Genomic DNA, 23,266 nt, shown 5'->3' with positions numbered 1-23,266 from the left:
CGCTCATCTGGTACCAAAACGCCATAAACCCCTACGATCTGATCGATGGTATGGCCAGACATGACACATCGCGACCTCCAGCCGGAGTTGATGGATGACCCATCACTCCCGCAAATGGATCACGACCATGCGCTCCGCGGCCTCCGCAGGATCAACAACATCAGCCGCGTCGCGCAGCAGCTCTTTCAACAGATCAAGCGACTACCCAACACTCACTCGAGTATCTCAATATTGGACATCGCCACAGGCTCGGGAGACACCCTCATAGCCCTCGCACGGATGGCTGAAGACCGCGGTTGCGAATGGCAACTGGGTGGTCTCGATATCAGCCCGACAGCGATCCGGATCGCTGCCGACCGCGCTAACCAGAAACAGCTCGATATCGCCTGGCATCTGGCCGATGCCCTCCATGACCCCTGGCCGCCAGACAGCGACATTGTCTTTAACGCCCTCTTCCTGCATCACCTCACCCGCGAGCAGGCCGTGCGACTGCTTAAGCGGATGCGCGAGTCGGCCAGACACGCCGTGATTGTCTCAGACCTGCAACGCACGATACCGGGCTACCTCGCCGCAAAGATCGGCACCCGCCTGCTTTCCAGATCGCCCATCGTCCACGCCGATGGCCCCCAGTCTGTCCGAGCAGCCTGGACACTCGCAGAACTCAAGCAACTCGCATACGAGGCCAGCTACGAGCCCGAGGCCACAACCATCAGACCTGCCTGGCCGCAGCGCATGACACTCACCTGGGTGAGGCCAGGCCGATGACAGACCTCACCTCGATACCAGACAAACTCGACGCCCTGGTCGTCGGCGCCGGCCCCGCTGGCACGACCGTCGCCACGCTCCTTCTGCAGAAGGGGCACAGCGTCGCCCTCGTCGAGCGCCAGTCATTCCCCCGCTTCAAAGTCTGTGGCGGATGCCTCAATCAATCCAGCCTTCGAGGCCTGATCGACGCCGGACTCATCCAATGCCCAACCGATTTGCCCGGCAAGCCCTACTCAGCCGTTCAGATCCACAGCCATTCTCAGACCGCCACCCTGCCACTGCCCGCAGGCCTTGCGATCGGACGCGCAGAACTCGACCACACACTGACGAACGCAGCAGTAAGCCTTGGCGTTCAGATCGCCATGTCCACCAAAGCCACCCTGCTACCGTCAAGCCCTTCAGACCCGCACCGCCAGGTGTGCCTCGAAGCCGACGACCAACAGAGAACGATCCGTGCCCGGCTCGTCATCGACGCCACTGGCCTCGGGTCAAAGTTCTCTGCGATACCCTGGCGGCACACTGGTCCGGCCCGGCTGGGCGTCGGCACGATCCTCAGATCCGACAGCTGGGATGGCCCGGCACCGGCACCGAACCACCTGCAGATGATCAACGGACGAGCCGGCTACCTCGGCATCGCCCACCTGTCAGATCACCAACTCGATATCGCCGCCTCTCTGGACCCACAGGCAACCAGACAACTGGGCATATCCGGTGCTCTGGCCAGCATCTTCGAAGAGGTCGGCTTATCACAGGGCCACGCCATCCATCACATCAACTGGAAGGGCACCCCCAGGCTCAACTGCGCCCGAAAGACTTTGGGGGCACATCGACTCCTCCTGCTCGGAGACGCCGCCGGCTACATCGAGCCCTTTACCGGCGAGGGTATGGCGTGGGGGATTCAGGGAGCCCACCTACTAAGTCAACTCGCCGAAGAGGCTATAAACCACTGGTCGCCCCGTGTGCTCGATCGGTATACCTATGCACGCAGGCCCATCCTGCAACGCCAACGTGTTTGCCGCTACGTCACAGCTCTCCTCCGCAGACCGCGCCTCGCTGCGACAGCCCTGAGAGTACTCAGGCTGCGCCCCTCGTTCTCATCCCCACTCACTCGAGCCATGAACCGGCGGCCAGCCCATGCCTGATCTTTCAAGCCCAGAACGCCCGAGACCAACCCGCAAACCGCCGAGGACTGCGTGTCTGGCTGGAATGGGCATCGCGCATCCTCCGTACCGTCTCACCCAACCCGCCGCCCTCAACATGGCCCTCCCGCGGGTCGCCGAAAGCCAGAAGCAGCGGGACTGGACCACACGCAGATACCAGCACACAGGCATCGGTCAACGCTACAGCATCTTCAAAACCGAAGCCGATCTTCCAGACGACAGCCAGCAACCCGCGGAGCTTCTGACGGATTTCTACCCGCCAACGACCGATCCCCGGGCATCACCCAGCACCGCAGAACGCCTCCAACGCTACGCCATCGAGGCCCCGACACTCGTTGGCCGTGCAGCCAGCCTCGCTCTTGCGGATGCGGACCTTCAACCCGAACAGATCGACCACCTGGTCGTCGTTTCCTGCACGGGTATGAGCTCACCCGGCGTCGATCTCGCCCTTATCGAGAGGCTTGGTCTCCGATCCGATATCAGCAGAACCCTGATCGGTTTCATGGGCTGTCACGGAGCCATCGACGGCCTCCATGCCGCACGGAGCATCGCCCTGGCCCATCCAAGCGACCACGTGCTGCTGGTCTGTGTCGAGATCTGCACTCTCCATTTTCAGCACGGGTTCAGGCCCAGCCAGATCATCGCCAACAGCCTCTTTGGCGACGCAGCCGCCGCGCTCGTCCTAACCTGCCCGCAAGCCCATAGCACGCATCAACCACATGAAAGCCTCCACTCGAGCCTAGCAAGTGGCACCGTCGGTCTCGTCGATACAGCGACATGCACGCTCCCGAACACCAGCGACGCCATGACCTGGACCGTCACCGATCACGGCTTCCAGATGACCCTCGACCCAGGCGTCCCCGAAGCCATCCGAAGCCACCTGAAGCCCTGGCTCGATACATGGCTCCAGAGCCACGGCATCCATCGAGAGCAGATCGCACACTGGCTCCTCCATCCGGGCGGGCCACGCATCCTCGACACGCTGCAACAGGACCTCGCCCTGTCCGATGACCAGCTCAAGCCCAGCCGTACCGTCCTGCACCAGATCGGCAACGTCAGCTCCGGCACCGTGCTGTTTGTCCTTCAGGAAGCACGGAGAACACCCTCGATCGTCCCCGGGCCAGCCGTCATGCTGGCATTCGGCCCGGGGCTGACCATGGAAGCCGCTCTGCTCGAACTGGGCTGACCGCTTCCAGACCCGATTCCAGCGCTATCGTTAGGCATGACACAGATCACGACACCTCATAAAGCCACCAACCTCGCCGAACTCACCGCGTCTGGCTGGCAGAGCAAGTCCGTCAAAACCGAGATCCGCGAGAATCTCATGGCCGCCCTCCGTACCGATGAACACCTGTTCCCCGGCATCGTCGGCTACGAAGACACCGTGATCCCCGAGATCATCCTCGGGCTGCTGGCCGAGCACGACATGCTCTTCCTCGGCGAAAAAGGGCAGGCCAAGAGCCGGATCATGCGTGGTCTCGTCCATTTTCTCGACGAATATGTGCCCTACATCGATCACCCGGACATGCCGGTCCATGAAGACCCGCTCGCCCCGATCTCAAGGGCCGGCAAGGAACTCATCGCCAACCTGCCCCCCGAGGAAGTCCCGATCGCCTGGTGGCACCGGGATCAACGCTACGCCGAGCGTCTCGCGCCCGGCACAAAGTTCGCCGACATCATCGGCGAGATCGACCCCGCCAAGCTGGTCGCGGGCACCAGCATGTCCGCCGAATCGGCCCTGCATTTCGGCCTCATCCCTCGTATGCACCGCGCCATTTTTGCGATGAACGAACTCCCCGAACTGGACGAACTGGTTCAGGTCGGTCTGTTCAACATCCTCGAAGAGAGAGACGTCCAGATCCGCGGCTACCCCATCAGCTTCGACCTCGATGTGGTCATCCTCTTCTCGGCCAACCCATCCACCTACAACCGCTCCGGCAAGGTCATCCCCCAACTCAAAGACAGGATCGGCTCGATCATCCACACCCACTACCCCCGCGACCGTGATCTGGGCATCCAGATCACCGAGCAGGAAGCCGTCGGCCCCGACGATGCCGCCCCAGTCGCCGTCCCCTACTTCATGAAGCAGCTCATCGAACAGATCACCATCTCCGCCCGAGCGTCGAGATACGTCGATCATCAGTCCGGTGTCAGCGCCCGCTTCTCTATAGCCAATTACAACACGATGGTCGCAAGTGCACGCAGGCGAGGCGCCGTCCTCGCCGAAGAACCTGCCGTCCCGCGCATCTCCGACCTGGCTCACCTCTATGCCTCTAGCCTCGGCAAACTTGAACTCGACATGATGGGCTCCCACCAGATGTCCGAGCACCAGGTGTTCGATGCCATTGTCGCAGAAGCCATCCAGACGCTTTTTGAAGAATACGTCGACGACCACGGGCTCGAAGAGATCTCCGCCATCTTCAGCCAAGGCGTCCGCATCGAGGTTGGCGACATGCTCCCGTCCTCGGCTTACGAGAAAGTCCTGGAGCGCGTACCCCCCGCCTGGGAGAAAGCCTTCGAGGTCAACGCAGCCAGCCAGCCCCAGATGCGCGCGGCCTGTGTCGAGTTTGTCCTCGCTGGCCTCTACGCCACCGAGCGCATCAGCCGCCATCAGGACCACGGCCGCATCACCTACGAAACCTGAGCCCCCATGCCCAACCCCGATCAGCCAACCCGGTCTCCCGGTAATCGTCGCAATGCAGGCGGTGTGATCCACACCTACCAGGGCTATGACGCCGTCGAACTGCCCGGCCCCATCTCTCAGATGAATCAGCAGGCCGACCTCGCCTCGCTGGGCATGGAGCACATGCTCACCTACGGCTCCATGCGCCACTTCACTGAAGAAGAACTCGCCAACGCCATCCACCTCGATCCGAGCCAGATCGACGGCCTGGGCCCCAGCCTGGAAGCCCTGATCGCCCTCCTCGAAGAACGCAAACGCAAAATCCTCGAAACCTACGAGACCTCTCACGCCAGGCGCACAGCCGAGCAGAACTACCTGGTCGACGCCCAGTCACTCGACCCGCCCAAGAAGCAGCGCAAGACCTATCAGAAGGCCGTCGGTGACTTCCAGCTCGCCGACCTCAAGAAACTCTGGTATCGCCAGGACGACCAGAACACACCCTTCGCCACAGGTATCCTCCACGTGATGGAGGCTCTGGCGAGCGTCTACCAGATCGAAAAACTGGCCAGCGATTATCGCTTCACCGGTCGCGAGAAAATGTCGGTCGAGAAAGCCCTCGAAATCAAGGCCGAGCTGGAACAGATCGACAAACTGCTCGAACAACTCAAGCAGGCCGAGCAAACGGCCCAACTCGCCATCATCGATATGGACCAGCTCTCCGAGTACGCCGAGCCCGGACAGATGGAGCAACTCGAATCACTCCAACGCCAGATCGAACAGATGCTCCAGGAAGAAGCCCGCAGGCAGGGCCTCGAACCCGGCAAGCCCGGGCAGGGCTTCGAGCTCACGCCCAAGGCCTACCGTCTCTTCCAGTCTCGTGTCCTGGAAACCATCTTCGCCGACCTAACCGCCTCAAAATCAGGCCGGCATCAGGGAGAAGTCACCGGCGAGGGCTCGGTCGAAACCCAGCGCACCCGACCCTACGAGTTTGGCGACGCCGTGGCCCACATGGACCTCACCGCCACCATGACCAACGCCATGTTCAGACAACAGAACAAGGGACCTCTCCGCCTCCAACCCGACGATATCGAAGTCCACCTCACCCGCAACAACCCGAAGTGCGCGACGGTGGTGATCGTCGACATGTCCGGCTCCATGCGCCATGGCGGGCAGTACATCGACGCCAAACGCATGGCCCTGGCCCTGCAGGGGCTCATCCAGAGCGAGTATCCAGGCGATTTCCTCGGCTTTATCGAGATGTACACCGTAGCCAGGGTCCGCAGACTGAATCAGATCGCTGAGATGATGCCCAAGGTCCCCACCATCCGAGATCCTGTTGTTCGTCTTCGAGCAGACATGTCAGACCCCGATATGAGCGAGTACCGTATCCCGCAGCACTTCACCAACATGCAGCACGCCATCCAACTCGCCAGGCGTCTGCTCGCCGCTCAGGACACTCCCAACCGCCAGATCGTCCTCATCTCCGACGGGCTGCCAACCGCCCACTACGAAGACAAAGAGCTGTTCATGCTCTACCCACCGGATCCACGGACTGAATCTGCCACCATCCGAGAAGCCCTGCTGGCCAAGCAGGACAACATCACGATCAACATGTTCGTCGTCCCGAGCTGGTCACAGGACGAAGACGACGTCAGGTTCTGCAATCGCATCGCCCAGACCACAGGCGGCCGGGTCTTCTTCACCGCCGGTCACGACCTCGATCGCTACGTCATCTGGGACTACGTCAAGCAGCGAAAAACCATCGTCGGATAGAACACCGCATGGCCCCGTCAGACAAGCAGAAACACCCGTCGGCCTCCCCAGCCGACGAGTGATCGTTTCCTCCCCCAAGGCTCGGTCGGCCTCAGTCCGTCGGGACTTCGGCAAACTCGGTCGCACTCGGGAACTCGAACGACTCACCAAAGATCGAGCGTGGCTGCTGCAAGGCCGCCAGACGATCAGGCTGCAACTCGATCACACCAAACAACTCGAAGCCAAGGCTGTCACTCGATGAAAGGTTGACGCCTTCTTCATACGAGGCCGCAGGGAAATCGAACGCAGAAGCGGTCCGGTCATCACTGCCGGATGACGAGAAGGTCGAGCAGCCGGTCGAGAACACGGCAAACGAAGCAATCAACGCAAAAGTCGGTGCTTTCCAGGACATGGTTGGTCTCCTTGACAGAGGCGGTCCTTGCCGGCACGCCCGGCACAGGGGTCCGCCCCAAGGCGGCACCAACCATCACATCGACCTCCCACACCCGCTTATTCAGACCAGTTCTCGGGCATCCGCCCTCGCACCGGACACCCTCTCGCAAGACCCCTACAAACCGAACAACCGGCACCGACGACCCTCGTGACCACCCCGTGAGAACGGCTAGCCTTCGATCCGAAACATAAAAAAGCCGCGACCCGAGGGGGGCCGCGGCTTCGTAAATAGGGTTAGCCGGACGAGGACTTACTGATCGAGCAAAGCGACCTGCTCAGCAGGGGGGCTGGCCGCATTACGAAGATCGTCCACATCCATGTTCTCAGGCGTCAGCGTCCGGATCAGCGAGTCGATCGCGGTCTGCGATTCCACCGGCGGCAGCGCCAGCAACTCGATGCCCTCGATGATCTGCTGAACGGCCAGCAGGTTCGCCCAGGCTTCCGGCTCGTTGTCACGGACGTACTCGCGGAACGCCACCGGATCGAACGGACCACTGCTGATCTCGTCATAGAAGCTGTAGGCCGCTGCGAAGGTTGCACGGATCTCACCGTCGACACGCCGCTCAACAGCTTCGCCGGTCTCATCATCAAAGATGGGCTGGCCAAACTCGTCAACAGCAGGCTCGAAGATCAGAGCCTCGTAGTCTTCGAGCACCGCAGACACCAGGCTCGGGTTCAGACGACCCACCGCGATCTCGCGGGCGGCCGGGCTAAGCGAACTGGACAGCGGAAGGTCATCGTAGAGACGCTGACCGACCAGCCAGTTCACGATCTCATCAAAGCTGTGGTCACGAGCAAAGATGTTCAGCTCGGCCAGACGATCCGTCGCAGCCTGGCTCAGCGGCAGCTCTTCAACCGTCTCGGCATTCTCAACCCGAGGCGAAGCCGCAGCGATCGCCGCCGCCACGTTTGCCGACGAGCCACTCGCCGCACCGTCAATCGTGAAGCCGCCAGCCGTGGTCAGAATAACCTCACGCGGCTGACCCACAACGAGAGGCGGAGCCGCGTTATTGAACTCAACACTCGTATCACTCAACTGCGAAGCAAGACGGAACTCGGGGTCAGTCATGCTGCCGCCCTGTGTCAGCGTGGCACCGAAGATCTCGATCGCACGACCCACCACGATGTCACCACCGAAGTCATTAGCCACCGTGCCGTCGGCAAACCGCGTCTGACCATTCGGGCGACGGAGCACCACGACATTCCCGGCACCGGCGTTGGCATTCAGCGTGACGTCCGTCAAGGCCGTCATGTCAGCCACCGTGATGTCGTTACCACTGTTGACGGTGATCGAGCCACCGTTCGGCACGCCGCCCGTACCCGTGTTGACGACCGTGAACCGTTCAAGCGGGTCCATGATGAAGTCGTTGCCGGCATTGATCGTCAGCAGGCCGTCGTTCAGCGTCATGCTGGAGCTCTGCCAGGACACGGTCGCCAGATCGTTGCCAGGCGTAGCGAACGACGTGTTAAGCCGGACATCACCGGCACCCGTGGTGTTCAGCGTCAGATTGACCGCATTAATCCGATCAAGTTCACCCTGACGGTTTCCTGCACGGCTGTTGTCGCCGGCGCTCAGGTTCATCACAGCACCACCGGCCGTATCGGCATCAATATCGACGATGTTCAACGAGCGGTTGTTGGTCGCAGTAATGCCCACGTTCGACGTCCCGGCATTCAGCGTGCCATCGAGCTCGATGTCCGCCGCTTCAACCGTAATCACGTTGTTGGTCGAGTTGACCGTCGTCAGTCCGGCCACCGTCAGCAGACCCGTGCCATCGCCATCATCATCAGCATCCAGCAGCGTAGCGCCATTGGTCGTCAGATTGCTGTTGAGGGTCAGGCCTGCATCCGCTTCCAGATCCAGCGTACCGAGCCCGATCAGACCACCGGTCTGAGCTCGAAGCACGATCGTGCCCGCCGAATCCAGCATCACACCACCTGCGAAGGTAATCGCATCATCCAGTGGGGCCGTGTCGTCGGCGTTGTTGGTGTCACCATCCATGACGATGTCGCCGGTGTCGGTGATCAGGTTGACATCCACATCAATACCGCCGTCAGCCTGAACATCAATCGCGTTGAACGTCGATACGCCGCCTTCGATGGAAACGTCCGCTCCGGTATCCAGTGTCACCAGCGTGGCGTTATCGCTGTTCGCCGCACTGATGCCATCAACCGTGATCAGACCCTGTGACGCCAGTTCCACATTCGCGGCCGTGATGGTCTGCAACTCAGCGCCGCTGATGTCCATGCCGTTGGTCGAAGCCGTGGCCCCCAGACCGATACCGTCACCACCGTTCTCGGTCAGCGTGACCGTGGCCGTGCCAACATTGATCGTGGCCGTCGGGTCAATCACGGCATCCTCAGCGGTCACAAAGAGCACGCCGTCACCGGTGCCCGGCGTGGTGTCAATCGTCACACCAGCAGCCACCGTAAACGAACCGGCGCCGTCGGTGTCACTGTCGGCAAAGACCACCAGCCCAACCGGGTTACGCGTGGTGAAGTCGCCGAGAATGTTGACATCACCCGCCGCCGTCAGCGTGGCATTGGTTGCGATGTCCAGACCACCAGCCGCCGTGTTGATGTCGCCCGTACGCGAGAGCAGAATCAACGCATTGGCATCGCTGCCGTCATTCACGTCCATCGTGTCGTCTTCGGTGATATTGACCGTACCGGTAGAGACGAACGTCAGATCACCGAACGTGTGCACGTTGTTGGCTTCCTCGCCAAGCGTGATCGCATTCAAACCAACCGTGGTGAAGCTCGCCGTGCCACCGACGACAATATCAGCGTCCGTAGCGTCACTGATGTTGCCACTCGCCGTCACCGTCAGCACGCCACCCACGTTGCTGGCACCGGCAAACTCGGTGCCGCTATCCTCGGTGATGGTCGCGTTGTTGACGGTGTTGACCGTCAGCGAGCCGAAGTTCACCGTGTCGCCACCGTTATCACCCAGCGTGATCGCATTCGCACCGGTATTCGCGATATCCGCAAGGCCAGTCACCGTCAGGCTGACGCCCGCCGAATCGGTGATCGCACCGGTCGAGTCGAGATCAAGGCTGGTCGCCGTGTTCGTGCCAGCCAATTCGGTCGCACTGTCTTCAGCGATCGACACCGCCCCACCAGAGGCAAAGGTCAGCGTGCCGAAGTCAAAGGTGTCCGTCGCTTCACGGCCCAGCGTGATGCCGTTGACACCGCCCGCGGTGAACGCCGCCAGACCGGTCACATCCAGCGTCGTATTATCGTTGTGACCAATCAGTCCAGTCGAGGTGAGGGCAAGTGAGTTAGCCGTGCTGTCGCCGGCAAGCGTAACATCGTTGTCCTGGCTGATCGCCACAGCGCCCGTCGAATTAAAGGTCAGTGTGCCTAGGCTCAGGGTATCTGTGCCGGTATCACCAAGAGTGATGCCAGCGCCACCCGTGTCAGCAAAATCAGCATTGCCGGTCACTGTCAGGCTGGCATTCACTGTATCCGTGATCGCGCCGCCCGAGTTAAGGTCAAGCGTCCCAGCAACACTGGTTCCGGTCAGATCAGTGGCGTCATTCTCAGTGATGGCGACGCTGCCAGTGCTGCTGAAGGTCAACTGATTGAAGGCGTTGGTGCCATTGGTCAGGTCGATGTTGCCGCCAGTTGAGGCCGTAAAGGTCGCAACGCCGGTGGTCGTGATATCACCACCCCCCGAGTCGATAATCGCACCACCTGACACGAACACCAGATCAGAGGCCGTATTCGAACCGGCAATCACGCTGCCACCTGAAGTCTCGAAGATCACCACGCTGCCAGCCGAGTTAAAGGTGACACTGCCGAAAGCATGATTGGGATTGTTCAGCGTAATCGACGTGCCATCGAAATCAGCCAGATTGGTCACCACCACAGTCGCTCCTGCGCCGTTGGTGACCGCACCCGTCGAATCCAGATCGAGGCTATCAGCCGTGCTGGCTCCAGCTAGTTCCGTCGCACTGTCCTCTGCGATGGCCACCGCACCAGTGGAAGTGAAGGTGAGGCTGCCGAAGTTGGTGTCGTTACCAACATCGTTGCCGAGGGTGATGGAATCACCGGTCAGCGTCGCCAGCCCTGATACCGCCAGGTCACCGTCCGCACCATCCGTCAGCGAACCACCATCCGCAATCAGCGTCGCAGCACCGGCAGAACTGCTGGCACCCGCCAGCTCCATGTTGCCGGCCTCTTCGATCGTCACATCACCCACGTTCGAGGTGAAGGTCAGCGTTCCGAACTGGTGCGTGTTGTCACGATCCACAGCAATCGAGTCACCCGAAAGCGTCACCAGGCCAGAAGCAGTGATCGCCGCGGAGGCATCGTCATCCGTGATCGCACCCGTCGTCGCCGTCAGCGTCAGGTCGGTGGCCGTGGTCGCACCTGCCAGCTCAAAGCCGTTCTCTTCGACAATGGTGACCGCGTCAGCCGAATTCACCTGCAGCTGACCCACGTCCAGGTTGCCATCATCCAGAGTGATGGCATTGGCACCAGTATTGGTGATATCAGCCAGCCCCGTGATGACCACGTCTGCCGTACCGTCGTCTGTGATCGTGCCGTTGGAATCGAGGTTCAGCGAAGCAGCCGTCGACGTACCCGAAAGCACCGTCGCACTGTTTTCATCGATCACCACGGCACCCGTCGCGCTGTTGAAGGCCAGCGTGCCGAAGTCGTGGGTATCGGTCGCATCCAGCGTGATGCCCTGGGCACCACCCGTACTCGTGAAGCTGCCGAGGCCCGTCACCGCAAGGTCCGCTCCGGCGCCATCGTCATCGATCACGCCTTCCGCACTCACGACGAGATCGCCGCCAACCACACTGGCACCCTCGAAGCTTAGACCACTGTCTTCGGTCACGGTCACGTTGCCGGCCGAGTTCACGGTCAGGCTGCCGAAGTTCTGCGTATCCGCGGCATCGTCACCAATCAGGATCGACGTGCCGTTGAAATCAGCCAGGCCGGTGATCGCGAGATCCGTATCCGCCAGGTCCGTGATCGAACCGGTGGAATCGAGGTCCAGCGACCCAGCCGTGCTCGCACCCGACAGCACAGTCGCCGAGCCGTCAGCAATCGCCACGGCAGCAGCCGTGTTGAACCGCAGCTGACCAAAGTCGTACGTGTCATCGAGCGTGATGGTGCCATTCGCAGTCAAATCAGCCAGACCGGCCACCGTGTAGTCGGCCGTGCCATCGTCGGCAATCAAACCGCCCGTCGAGTTCAGCGTCAGGCTGTTAACAACAGAAGTGCCCGACAGGATGATGTCACTCGCTTGCGTGAGAACCACATCACCCGCCGAGTTCAGAACCACAGAATTGAAGTTGTGCAGCCCGCTATCCAGCGTGATGCTCGTACCTGTAATCGTCGCCAGGCCCGTCGTGGTGATCGCACCCGTGGCATCGTCGGTGATTGCACCGCCGGAGGTCAGCGTCAGCGTCGTCGCGTCGCTCGCGCCAACGATCAGCATGTCACCCTGCTCGACAATCTCGACAGCACCGGGCGTCGTATCGAAGGTGATACTGCCAAAGTCGTGCGTCGCTGCCTCATTCAGAGCAATGGACGCACCGTTGAACGTGGCATTGCCGCCCACCGTGATGTCAGCACCGGCCGCATCGGTGATCGCACCGGTCGACGTGACCGTCAGGGTGCCTCCGATGTTGCTCGTGCCGACGAACTCAGTCGCACTCGCCTCGCTGATGTTCGCATTACCAGCGCCAGTGGTCGTGAGGTTGATCTGACCGAACAGGCCATTGCCCTCATCAAGGTTGATGGCACCACCATTCAGCGTCAGGATGTTCGCAACGGTGATCGGGCCAGCCGTGTCATTGATACCACCCGTGGCCGTTACGGTCAGGTCATCAGCCGTGATGGTGCTGAGGTTGATCGCGTTCGTATCACGTAGCGTCACAGTTCCTGTGCCAGCATTCACCAGGACGGCGCTGAAGTCGTTGCCAGCCTCGTCAAGCGTGACGTTGTCATTGGTTGTGACAATCGTCGTCGTCCCACTGACCGAGACGGCCGATGCACCCACCTGCGTGATCGCATCATCGGTGGTCACATTCAGCGTCGTCGCATCGATCGCCCCGAGGACGATGCCATCCACATCAACCAGGGTGACGATGCCGGAATCGGCGGCGACGGTGCCGAAGTTGTTGGCCGCGTCGTCGAGGATGATGCTGGTGTCGGAGGTGTCGTCGAGGGTCGAGACGCCCGAGACGGCCAGCGTCCCGCTGTCGGAGATCGCCCCGCCGGCTGTGGCATTCAGGGTGGTGGCCGTGGTGGTCCCGAGGATGATGCCGTCGGTGTCCACCAGGGTGACGATGCCGGAGTCGGCAGCGACGGTGCCGAAGTTGTTGGCCGCGTCGTCGAGGATGATGCTGGTGTCGGAGGTGTCGTCGAGGGTCGAGACGCCCGAGATCGCCAGCGTGCCGGAGTCGGAGATCGCCCCACCAGCTGTGACGTTCAGCGTGGTCGCCGTGGTGGCCCCGAGGATGATGCCATCCACATCAACCAGGGTGACGATGCCGGAGTCGGCCGCGACGGTGCCGAAGTTGTTGGCCGCATCGTCGAGGATGATGCTGGTGTCGGAGGTGTCGTCGAGGGTCGAGACGCCCGAGATCGCCAGTGTGCCGGAGTCGGAGATCGCCCCGCCAGCCGTGACGTTCAGCGTGGTCGCCGTGGTGGCCCCGAGGATGATGCCGTCCACATCGACCAGGGTCACCGTACCGGAGTCGGCCGCGACGGTGCCGAAGTTGTTGGCCGCATCATCGAGGATGATGCTGGTATCGGTGGTGTCATCGAGGGTCGAGACACCGGAGACGGCCAGCGTCCCGCTGTCGGAGATCGCCCCACCAGCTGTGACATTCAGGGTGGTGGCCGTGGTGGCCCCGAGGATGATGCCGTCGGTGTCCACAAGGGTCACCGTGCCGGAGTCCGCCGCGACGGTGCCGAAGTTGTTGGCCGCGTCGTCGAGGATGATGCTGGTGTCGGAGGTGTCATCAAGGGTCGAGACACCGGAGACGGCCAGCGTCCCGCTGTCGGAGATCGCCCCGCCGGCTGTGACATTCAGGGTGGTGGCCGTGGTGGCCCCGAGGATGATGCCATCCACATCAACCAGGGTGACGATGCCGGAGTCTGCGGCGACGGTGCCGAAGTTGTTGGCCGCATCATCGAGGATGATGCTGGTGTCAGTCGTGTCATCGAGGGTCGAGACACCGGAGACGGCCAGCGTCCCGCTGTCCGAGATCGCCCCGCCGGCTGTGACATTCAGGGTGGTGGCCGTGGTGGCCCCGAGGATGATGCCATCCACATCAACCAGGGTGACGATGCCGGAGTCTGCGGCGACGGTGCCGAAGTTGTTGGCCGCATCATCGAGGATGATGCTGGTGTCGGAGGTGTCGTCGAGGGTCGAGACGCCCGAGACGGCCAGCGTCCCGCTGTCGGAGATCGCCCCGCCGGCTGTGGCATTCAGGGTGGTGGCCGTGGTGGCCCCGAGGATGATGCCGTCGGTGTCCACCAGGGTGACGATGCCGGAGTCGGCAGCGACGGTGCCGAAGTTGTTGGCCGCGTCGTCGAGGATGATGCTGGTGTCGGAGGTGTCGTCGAGGGTCGAGACGCCCGAGATCGCCAGCGTGCCGGAGTCGGAGATCGCCCCACCAGCTGTGACGTTCAGCGTGGTCGCCGTGGTGGCCCCGAGGATGATGCCATCCACATCAACCAGGGTGACGATGCCGGAGTCGGCCGCGACGGTGCCGAAGTTGTTGGCCGCATCGTCGAGGATGATGCTGGTGTCAGTCGTGTCATCGAGGGTCGAGACACCGGAGACGGCCAGCGTCCCGCTGTCCGAGATCGCCCCGCCGGCTGTGACATTCAGGGTGGTGGCCGTGGTGGCCCCGAGGATGATGCCATCCACATCAACCAGGGTGACGATGCCGGAGTCGGCCGCGACGGTGCCGAAGTTGTTGGCCGCATCATCGAGGATGATGCTGGTGTCGGAGGTGTCGTCGAGGGTCGAGACGCCCGAGACGGCCAGCGTCCCGCTGTCGGAGATCGCCCCGCCGGCTGTGGCATTCAGGGTGGTGGCCGTGGTGGCCCCGAGGATGATGCCGTCGGTGTCCACAAGGGTCACCGTGCCGGAGTCCGTCGCGACGGTGCCGAAGTTGTTGGCCGCGTCGTCGAGGATGATGCTGGTGTCGGAGGTGTCATCAAGGGTCGAGACACCGGAGACGGCCAGCGTCCCGCTGTCGGAGATCGCCCCGCCGGCTGTGACATTCAGGGTGGTGGCCGTGGTGGCCCCGAGGATGATGCCATCCACATCAACCAGGGTGACGATGCCGGAGTCTGCGGCGACGGTGCCGAAGTTGTTGGCCGCATCATCGAGGATGATGCTGGTGTCAGTCGTGTCATCGAGGGTCGAGACACCGGAGACGGCCAGCGTCCCGCTGTCGGAGATCGCCCCACCAGCCGTGACATTCAGGGTGGTCGCCGTGGTCGAACCAAGAATGACCGCATTCGAATCAACGATGGTGATCGTGCCACCCGCGCCCGCATTGCTGACCACCGTGCCAAAGTTGTTGCCGGCATTGTTCAGCGTGATGCTGGTACCGGAAGTATCAATAAACGTACCGGTTCCGGATACGGTCAGTGCCCCGGTGTTGGTCATAGCCCCGCCACTGGTCGCATTCAGCGTCGCAGCCGTGATAGCACCCAGACTGACGGTATCTGTGTGTTGGATGGTCGTCGTCGCAGCGCCGGTATTGATCAGCGCCGTACTGACAAAGGTAGTGCCGTTAGAATTGAACGTGCCACCATTTGTCGTGATAGCCGCGTTGACGGCCACACCGGCACCGGCGTTGAAGTCAACCGCCAACGCAGCACCGCCAGCATTCGCCGTGATGACGTTGCTGATGGTGATCGATCCCTGAGCGTTTAGCTCGAAGGTCGCCGCACCGCCACCAAGGTTCGGCAGCAGATCCGCGGTAAGAGAGATGTTGCCCGCCTCATCAGGCGTGTTCGTCACATTCGTTGTGATGTTGACGCTCGTACCAGCGTTCAGCAACGCAACCACATCTGCGACATCCACCTGAGAAACAATCGGCAACGAAGCCGGAGCGGTCGTATCCGCAGGAATCCACGTCCCGCCCACGAAGTTACCGTCACTGCTGTTCGCAGCGCCGCCGAAATCACCAATCTCAACATTCGTCGGGTCCAGAAGCAGCGTGCTGGCACCGGAGTCGATAACACCCGACAGATCGGCTAGAAGCAGATTTTTGCCCGAAACCTCGACAAAACTCTGGGGCGCAATGATCGAGCCGTAGAAGCCCGTCACATCATCCGACCAGATGGTCAGCGTTCCACCCGCACCCACTTCCAGGGTACTGGCCGAATCAACAAACGTCGTTGTGGCAGTTGCAAGCGTTCCACCACCCAGGTACTCACCACCGACATTCAGGGTTTGACCGGCCGAAAGCTCCGCGCCAGTCAGCACAAGCTCTTCACCCGTAACCTGAGCTATCTCGCCCGCGTCGATCGACCCACTGACCTCAACCCGACCATCCTCCGCAGCGATCATCACCTCATCGGCCTTGATCGAGCCGGTAGCCGTCTGATGGATCGCCAGGCCGAACATGTCGCTGGAACCGAGCAGGACCCGGCCCTCGCCAGCATCAAGCGTGCCGTTATTCACCAGTGTCGCTTCACCGTCACCGGCCACTTCGTCGCCACCCTTCGGGAACTTGACGTGGATGTGGCTGCCTCGTGGCTGAAGAATGATCTCCTCACCCGTCGCCATGATCAGCAGACCATCGGTCGACAAGATCGACCCATGATTCTCCACACGCTTGCCGATGAACGCGGCCGTGCCATCGGCCTGAATCTGACCGTAGTTGACCACCTCGCCCTGAAGGTCGGTGAACCGGTTGATGCCGCTGATGAAGTCAGCGTTCGAAATGTTGCCGGCACCCGCATAGATGCCACCCACATCCACCAGCGCACCGTTACCGAAGTAAACGCCCGCCGGGTTCACGATGTACACAATCCCGTTCGCGTTTAGCGAACCATTGATGTGCGTAGCCGTGATCGCCTCCACCCGGTTCAGCACCCGCGAGGTCGAACTCGGCTGGATAAAGTTCACCGTCTCATTCGAAGCGATGCCGAACTTCTGGTACTGGATGATCGAGTTATGGCTCGCCGTGATGTTCGTCACGGCACCCTGCTGCTGGATCGTCACGTTACCGGCGATCGTCTGGGCACCCTCGATGCCACCCTGGGCCATATTCCCCATCCCCGCAAACGCAGTCAGCGGCAACGCCGCCAGAAGCTTCCAACTCGGAAACGAAACGGCCTGGCTCCGGCGATTGCTGTTCTTTTCAGTCATCATGCTCAGTCTTCCTTCACATGCAGTCATGGTCGGTCTGTTCTAAAGGCTCGAGCGGCGGACGGGCCAACCGTCAACGACCGCGATCTTCATTCACGTGTCAACGGCTTAATAAAGAATCGTGAGGCTCACATGCACCTCACTGTCACCCACTTCCACTTCCTGCGGACGACCCTCCTGAGCCTCGGTCAGGGCAAAGCCCCAGTCCACATCGATGCTCAGGTTCTGCTTGAACAGGAAACCAATACCGATGCCCGCTCCAAGCAACTCATCGTCAATCTCACCCGTGGTCGAATCCTGCTGCATGACGATGCCGCCATCGACAAATGCCTTCAGAATCAGGTCCCAGTCCGGCTGGGCATAAACCTCTTGAGGCTGAACACGGAACGGCTCGCCGAACAGCGTGTGGTCAGGCGTCCGGTCGATCGGCAGAGCCCGGGGCAGGTGATACCGATACTCAGCCGACAGGAACAAGGAGTTGTCGCCCGCCACCAACGACTCCGGATAACCACGAACCGAGTAAAGGCCGCCAAGCACCGCTTCGTATTGCGGAACGATACGGTTGCCGCCGCCATACTGGCCACGAGCCTTAAGCACCATCTCATGAGCAAGTGTCGATGACTCAGGCGTGCTGGGATCCAACCACGCATCATTGAACAGAAGCGGCTCAAGATAGAACGAATACTGCGAATCAAGACGCAGAATCACCCAGGTCTCGGACGGATCAATACGACCAAGGTCCGTCAACTCACTCACTTCGACATCCGTGATGTTCGGGTTGTACATGACACGGAAATCACCAACCAGCACCGTCGTATCCGTGACCATCTCAGCCGCCACGCCGATGTATGGGATTAGGAAGTCGGCGTCACCGGTCTGTGTCGGGACCACCACCTCATTCGTCACCTCTACGTCGCGATACTCAACCCCGGCCATGAAATCCAGGAATAGATTGTCACGCTGATAAAAGTTGTATTCCAGCCTCGCATCGACGCCAAACGTCTCACCCGTGAAGTCTTCCGTCGCCGCACCGATCTCAGACGCGTCGAACCTTGTCCAGAAACCGTGAATACGACCACGAAGCCGCGGCGTGAAGAGCGGAGCCTCATAGGAAGCAAGCAGTGCCTGCGATTCAGCTTCGATGTCCAGCGAACTGAAGATGTAATCGACATTCAGAATGTCATCGTTGCCAGTCAGCTGGTTGTGAACGTAACCCACCCGATGACGCCACTCTTCAGTCGTCTCCGTACCCGTATTCGTCAGCTGGTAATAAAGCACCCACGGCTTGTTCTCATTCACCAGGTAGTCGAGCTGCACCTCGCCCGGCTCCTCCAGCGCCGAAACCGCCACGTCCACCCGACGCCCGGGATGACGATTCAGCTGGAACAGATACCGGTCCAGATTCTCTTTCTGAAGCAGACTCGCCGGGTTGGCGACCTCCGCACCCTCAGGCGTCGCCTGCAGAGGAGAGTCCGCCGCGATCCGAGCATGAGCAGGATTGTTGATCCGCTCCTCCTCATCAATCCGCTCGCCCGATGCGATCGTCCGCGAGGCTGTCACCTCCGCCGTCAGCACCAGGATGTTCACCGGCTCATCCGCAGACGAACGAAGGTCTTCACCCTGGATGGTGATGTCACCCGGATCGGGAATCGTTCGGATACCAATGAAGCCCGCGTCGTTCACCACGCCACGCACCGCATCAAGGATGGCATCCACAGCAGTGAAGTGGAAAGCACGCGTGCTCTCGAAGTCACCCACCGCCAGACCATCACCCTCATTCAGCTCAGCAAGACTGACCATCTCGATCGAGCCGCCATAGTCCCGAGCGAGCGAAGGAGCCACCCATCGGCCCTCCACAAAACCAAGCGGGAACCGCCGAGTCTCGAGCGCTTCCAACTCAGGCAGACCGGGGTTAGGCCGTGCGTACGAGACGGTGAACTGCAAAACCGTATAAAGCGGACCACTCAGATCCGCGCGACGCGTGGCGGGCTCTTCCGCCTCCGGTGCCGGACGATTCGTCTCACCACCAGGCGGCGTGTTCGGCACCACCCCTTGCGGCCCGACCACCGGCGCAGGTGCCGGCTGAGCCAACGCCACGCCCGAGGTCATGATGACAGCTGACAAGGCCATACCCACGCTCCAACGAGACAAACCGACCAGTGGGTCGGCGCTGATTCGGCGTGAGATGTCCTGGACGGTCCGGTAACTCTTCTTCTTCATGCAGCGATACCCCAGTGGGATGTGCTAGTAAGCAGCCCAGCCAAGTCTTTCCAACAATTTTGGAGATCCAACGAGGATGCCACGACCTGCTGTGCCCTTCACCTTCTGTTCAGGCTTGCCCCCACAAGATGTAGGGGTTGCACCTATCCTGACTAATGATGCTTGCGCAAGTTAAGCCTGTGAAGGGGGGGTGTCAAGAGAACTAAAGAAAAATCCGTAACTTAGGCTGTTACGGAACATGGGTCAGTTGGGCGCTTTGAAAGCCTGCATCCCCCGAACAACAAAGCCGTACCTGAAACTCAGTTCCGAGCCGCTGACAATCCCCAAAGCGACGACAACTCCCTCGCCGCCGCCTCCACACTGAACAACTTCACCGCCCGCCGACGAGCCGCCTTCCCCATCACCGACCAACGATCCCGATCACCCATCGCGCGCATCAACCCCTCAGCCATCACCTCCCCCGTAACCCCCGACACATGCCAGCCCGTCTCCCCATCCGCCACCGTCTCGGCCGGACCCCCCAGGGCATGCGCCAGCACAGGCAGTTCCATCGACATCGCCTCCACCACCGACAGCCCGAACGGCTCCGGATCCACCCGCGCATTCACCGCCAGATCCACAGACCCAAGCAACCGACGCGGATCCGAAACCCGATCGATCATCCGAATCCGGTCCGCGTAACCCCCTGCCTCTGCTTCACTCCGTATCTGCTCCGCATACACATCATCCACAGGACCACCCACCAACAACAACCGCAACCCCGGCCAGCGATCCTTCAGCAGACCAACCGCCCGCGCTACCTCCCGCTGCCCCTTCGAAGCCGACATCCTCGCAACGATACCCACCACCACATCATCTGATCCATAACCAAGCTCACGCCGCTGCGCCAGCCGATCCTCCCGCGGCACAAACCACGCCGTGTCGGTAGGGGGGTACACCACCGCCGGCTCGACACCCGGCCCGCTGACCGTCGCCGCCGTAAAACGACTGTTCGCCACCGGCCGAATCCCCCACTTCCGACAGGCCCGCCGATACAGCTTCGCATTCAGTCCAAACGGAAGCGTCCGGCCAACGATGTTCGGCATCTCCCAGAAGCACGGCAGCCCTAGATCAGCCACCGCAGGACCCGACGAAAAAACCAGATGCGGCCACGCCAGATGAACAGCCCCGGGCGACAACTCCCTCAGAACCTTCCCCAAACGTTCAGTCACCCGCTTCCGATACGCACGCATCGCCATAACCCCACGCGCCTTCGAGAGCACCCCCCCGGCAAAACTCGGCGACGGATCCAACCCCAGACAAAACACCCGGTCACCCCGCTCACGCAATTCATCGACAAACGGCCCCTCAGAAAGACTCACCACCACCGGCTCAACGCCCACCAGCCGCGCCGCCGACATCATCCCAAGCGTCGCCGTCCGAACCCCATAACGCTCATCCCCGATCACCACCCACACGACTGGTTGTGGACGCTCAGCAGCCACCGATCACGCACCTCCGCTTGCCCGACCACCCGCACCGGCCGAGGAAACCAGACGCTTTCTCCGATACCGGTTCACCGCCGCAAACAGTCCGGGCAGACGCAGGCCCACCGCAAACGCGCACTTGTTACGCAACGAAAGATACGGCCACGCCAACTCAGCCGCCCGCTCACGCGCCGCGCGATCACCATCCGTGATCGCCGTCGCCACCGCACTCCGCGCCGCCTTACCGAGAATGTGTCGGTAACCCGGCAGGTCGTAACGCTCCGCATTCAGACTCAGCGCACGCGCCCGAAACCACTCCGCCTCAGGAATGTTCTCCCGCGAAATACTCCCCACCGTGTCCGCGCGATACACCGTCACCGAAACCGGATCGTAACTCCACGTGTGATCGTGGATGACCCTCAGCCACATCTCAAAGTCATGCCGCCGCTTCTGCGATTCATTAAAACCACCCACCGCCTCAAAACGATCCCGACGCACAAGCGTCGGACCCATCGCAAACTTGAAATAGCTCTCCCAGCAACGCACATAATCTAAATGACTCAGCCCGCTGGTCGGCTCCGCAATCGGCCACAGATTCTTCGCCTTCTCCATCCGCTCATCATCAAACAGATAGTCATCCAGCGCCGTATACCCCACATCCTCCGTGCCCCGCAGCAACGCCTCCGCCCTCGCCAGGTGCTCAGGCAGCCAGTAGTCATCCGCATCCAGAAACGCGATCCAGTCCCCCGTCGCCCGCTTCAGACCGTAGTTTCGCGCCGCTGCCGCATTCCGAAACGACGTCTCCAGTAGCGTGACCTCCACCCCACTCCGACGAATCACCTCGGCAGAACCATCCGACGAATTGTCGTTCACCGCGATGATCTCATGAGGCGGCAACGTCTGCTCCGCCGCACTCCGAAGAGCCTGCTCCACATAACGCTCCGCGTTATGGCAAGGCATGATCACACTAACCCTGAAATCCGACATACCTACTCCAGAAAACGATGGCGCTCAGGCATGAGCACGAAGGATGTACCTTGCGCCCGGGGCACGCCTCAGCATCCCGTAAAGCCTCTGCCTCTCGTTAGGCATCACGTACTGCATCACAGCCAGACAGCCAAGTCCACAAGTCACAATCGGTAAAAGTATGTGCCACAGAGGATGATGAAGGCCAAGCTGCATCAGCAAAGCGTTGGTGCCAAAGCCGCAAGCAGCGCTAACCAGACCAAGCGTCACCGCCGGGAAGTAGAGCTTCACCACATCCATCATGCCGTACCCGTTCGGAAAAATCGCCACACACACGTAAACCGGCGCCACAATCATGAAGTGAAGCATAGCCGCTACCGCCACGCCCAAAGGACCCGACAACCACGCAGCCAGCCCGCAGAAAACCAGGTAGTTGAAAGCCGAACCACCCTGCAGCCACATGACCGTCCAGAAGCGCCGCTGTGATTGAATAAAGCTCCCCGTTGGAAAAGCAACAACGCGAATCGCCATGCCCACAGATAGAATCTGCAGAATAGGAATCGCTCCCTGCCAACGATCATCGAAGATCAGGCTGATCAGTGGGTCCGCCACCACCGCCTGCAGAATGCACACCCCCGCAGCAAGCGGCCCAATCAACCGCACCGAGTTCAGGTACGCCTTGGTCTGACGGGCAGGATCGTCCTGTAGCGTCGATAGTGAGGCAAAAAGCACCTTGGTGAGATTGTCAGAAAACAGCATCAACGTCTGAAGCGACAGACGAAACGCAAAGAAATACAACCCGACCTCCGCCGCTTCGTGAAACAGCCCCAGCATGATGTAGCCGCCCTGCCAGAGAATCACAATGAAGAACTGCATCCCAACCAATGCCAGCGTATCGCTCAAAAGCCAACGCCATCGCCGAAACTCAGGATGCCACTTGATCTTCGGACGGGCCAGCGACCAGTAAATCACAAACAACAGAATCGCACCCGCCAACGCCGGAATCACAAAGCTGTAAGTCCCAAACCCCAGGGCCGCCAGCGCCACGGTCAGCACCATCTTGAACGTATCGATCGACGTCTGACACACAGCAATCAGCTTGAAACGCAGCGAAGCCCGGAGCCTCGCCACCGGCACCGACAGCAACGCCTCGAACAACGCCGCCCCAGCCAGCACGTAAAGAAGTCCATGAAGACGATTCGAGTCATAGGCCCAGGCCGCAACCGGCGACAACAAGACAATCGTGCACGCCGCCAGCAACCCGCTGGCGACAGACATCCAGAACCCCGGATTCGACCACAGATCGAATCTCGCAGAACGCGCAATCAGAACGTTTGTGATCGTGTTGCCTCGCACAATCCCCGTGAAAGCAGTCACCGTGTAAGCCAGCCCGATAAGGCCAAAGTCCTCTGGCATCAAAAGCCATGCCAGGGCAATCTGGCCCAGTACCGTCACAACTTTCACGGCGAGCGTGTTCAGGGTCAGCCAGGCCATACCGGCA

Annotated in this window: 11 protein-coding genes; 5 read left to right on the top strand and 6 right to left on the bottom strand. The window is 61.0% G+C overall.

Going from position 1 to position 23,266, the window contains the following annotated elements; all coding sequences use genetic code 11:
- Positions 1–60 precede the first annotated feature (60 nt).
- The 5 genes from ACQZAB_RS13570 to ACQZAB_RS13550 are packed head-to-tail and all read left to right on the top strand — an operon-like array spanning position 61 to position 6,321.
- On the top strand, positions 61–765 hold the full coding sequence (locus tag ACQZAB_RS13570) for a methyltransferase domain-containing protein (protein ID WP_428390054.1): 705 nt from the start codon (positions 61–63) through the stop codon (positions 763–765).
- A complete protein-coding gene (locus ACQZAB_RS13565; protein WP_428390053.1) occupies positions 762–1,907 on the top strand; it encodes an NAD(P)/FAD-dependent oxidoreductase in 1,146 nt (381 codons plus the stop codon). Before ACQZAB_RS13570 ends, ACQZAB_RS13565 begins: the two co-directional genes overlap by 4 nt.
- Positions 1,900–3,111, top strand: coding sequence for a type III polyketide synthase (locus tag ACQZAB_RS13560; protein WP_428390052.1), 1,212 nt, complete (start codon positions 1,900–1,902; stop codon positions 3,109–3,111). The genes ACQZAB_RS13565 and ACQZAB_RS13560 overlap by 8 nt, the downstream gene beginning before the upstream one ends.
- A gap of 36 nt (positions 3,112–3,147) precedes the next feature.
- Complete coding sequence (locus tag ACQZAB_RS13555) at positions 3,148–4,569, top strand: magnesium chelatase (protein WP_428390051.1); 1,422 nt, start codon at positions 3,148–3,150, stop codon at positions 4,567–4,569.
- Positions 4,570–4,575: 6 nt separating this feature from the next.
- Positions 4,576–6,321 (top strand): VWA domain-containing protein, encoded by a 1,746-nt coding sequence (locus ACQZAB_RS13550; protein ID WP_428390050.1) that lies wholly within the window; start codon positions 4,576–4,578, stop codon positions 6,319–6,321.
- Positions 6,322–6,412: 91 nt separating this feature from the next.
- On the opposite strand, the gene ACQZAB_RS13545 is transcribed toward ACQZAB_RS13550, so the two are convergent.
- The 6 genes from ACQZAB_RS13545 to ACQZAB_RS13520 all read right to left on the bottom strand — a co-directional run bounded on the left by ACQZAB_RS13545 (position 6,413) and on the right by ACQZAB_RS13520 (position 23,259).
- Entirely contained in the window at positions 6,413–6,712 is a 300-nt protein-coding gene (locus tag ACQZAB_RS13545; protein WP_428390049.1) for a hypothetical protein, read from the bottom strand.
- Positions 6,713–7,003: 291 nt separating this feature from the next.
- Complete coding sequence (locus tag ACQZAB_RS13540; RefSeq protein WP_428390048.1) at positions 7,004–17,116, bottom strand: filamentous hemagglutinin N-terminal domain-containing protein; 10,113 nt, start codon at positions 17,114–17,116, stop codon at positions 7,004–7,006.
- A gap of 105 nt (positions 17,117–17,221) precedes the next feature.
- Positions 17,222–19,243, bottom strand: a complete 2,022-nt coding sequence (locus ACQZAB_RS13535; protein ID WP_428390047.1) for a hypothetical protein — start codon at positions 19,241–19,243, stop codon at positions 17,222–17,224.
- 389 nt (positions 19,244–19,632) lie between these two features.
- A complete protein-coding gene (locus tag ACQZAB_RS13530; RefSeq protein ID WP_428390046.1) occupies positions 19,633–20,817 on the bottom strand; it encodes a glycosyltransferase in 1,185 nt (394 codons plus the stop codon).
- 3 nt (positions 20,818–20,820) lie between these two features.
- Entirely contained in the window at positions 20,821–21,759 is a 939-nt protein-coding gene (locus ACQZAB_RS13525) for a glycosyltransferase family 2 protein (RefSeq protein WP_428390045.1), read from the bottom strand.
- Positions 21,760–21,810: 51 nt separating this feature from the next.
- Entirely contained in the window at positions 21,811–23,259 is a 1,449-nt protein-coding gene (locus ACQZAB_RS13520; protein ID WP_428390044.1) for an oligosaccharide flippase family protein, read from the bottom strand.
- Positions 23,260–23,266: the final 7 nt, after the last annotated feature.

The sequence above is a fragment of the Mucisphaera sp. genome (genome assembly GCF_965279675.1).
Lineage (GTDB): Bacteria > Planctomycetota > Phycisphaerae > Phycisphaerales > Phycisphaeraceae > Mucisphaera.
This window is presented reverse-complemented; position numbering and strand designations above follow the sequence as displayed.

What these genes read in the sequence shown, in the direction of transcription:
- ACQZAB_RS13570 (WP_428390054.1), top strand. Translation starts at nt 61, where the DNA reads ATGACACATCGCGACCTCCAGCCGGAGTTGATGGATGACCCATCACTC.
- ACQZAB_RS13565 (WP_428390053.1), top strand. Translation starts at nt 762, where the DNA reads ATGACAGACCTCACCTCGATACCAGACAAACTCGACGCCCTGGTCGTC.
- ACQZAB_RS13560 (WP_428390052.1), top strand. Translation starts at nt 1,900, where the DNA reads ATGCCTGATCTTTCAAGCCCAGAACGCCCGAGACCAACCCGCAAACCG.
- ACQZAB_RS13555 (WP_428390051.1), top strand. Translation starts at nt 3,148, where the DNA reads ATGACACAGATCACGACACCTCATAAAGCCACCAACCTCGCCGAACTC.
- ACQZAB_RS13550 (WP_428390050.1), top strand. Translation starts at nt 4,576, where the DNA reads ATGCCCAACCCCGATCAGCCAACCCGGTCTCCCGGTAATCGTCGCAAT.
- ACQZAB_RS13545 (WP_428390049.1), bottom strand. Translation starts at nt 6,712, where the DNA reads ATGTCCTGGAAAGCACCGACTTTTGCGTTGATTGCTTCGTTTGCCGTG.
- ACQZAB_RS13540 (WP_428390048.1), bottom strand. Translation starts at nt 17,116, where the DNA reads ATGATGACTGAAAAGAACAGCAATCGCCGGAGCCAGGCCGTTTCGTTT.
- ACQZAB_RS13535 (WP_428390047.1), bottom strand. Translation starts at nt 19,243, where the DNA reads ATGGCCTTGTCAGCTGTCATCATGACCTCGGGCGTGGCGTTGGCTCAG.
- ACQZAB_RS13525 (WP_428390045.1), bottom strand. Translation starts at nt 21,759, where the DNA reads ATGCCTTGCCATAACGCGGAGCGTTATGTGGAGCAGGCTCTTCGGAGT.
- ACQZAB_RS13520 (WP_428390044.1), bottom strand. Translation starts at nt 23,259, where the DNA reads ATGGCCTGGCTGACCCTGAACACGCTCGCCGTGAAAGTTGTGACGGTA.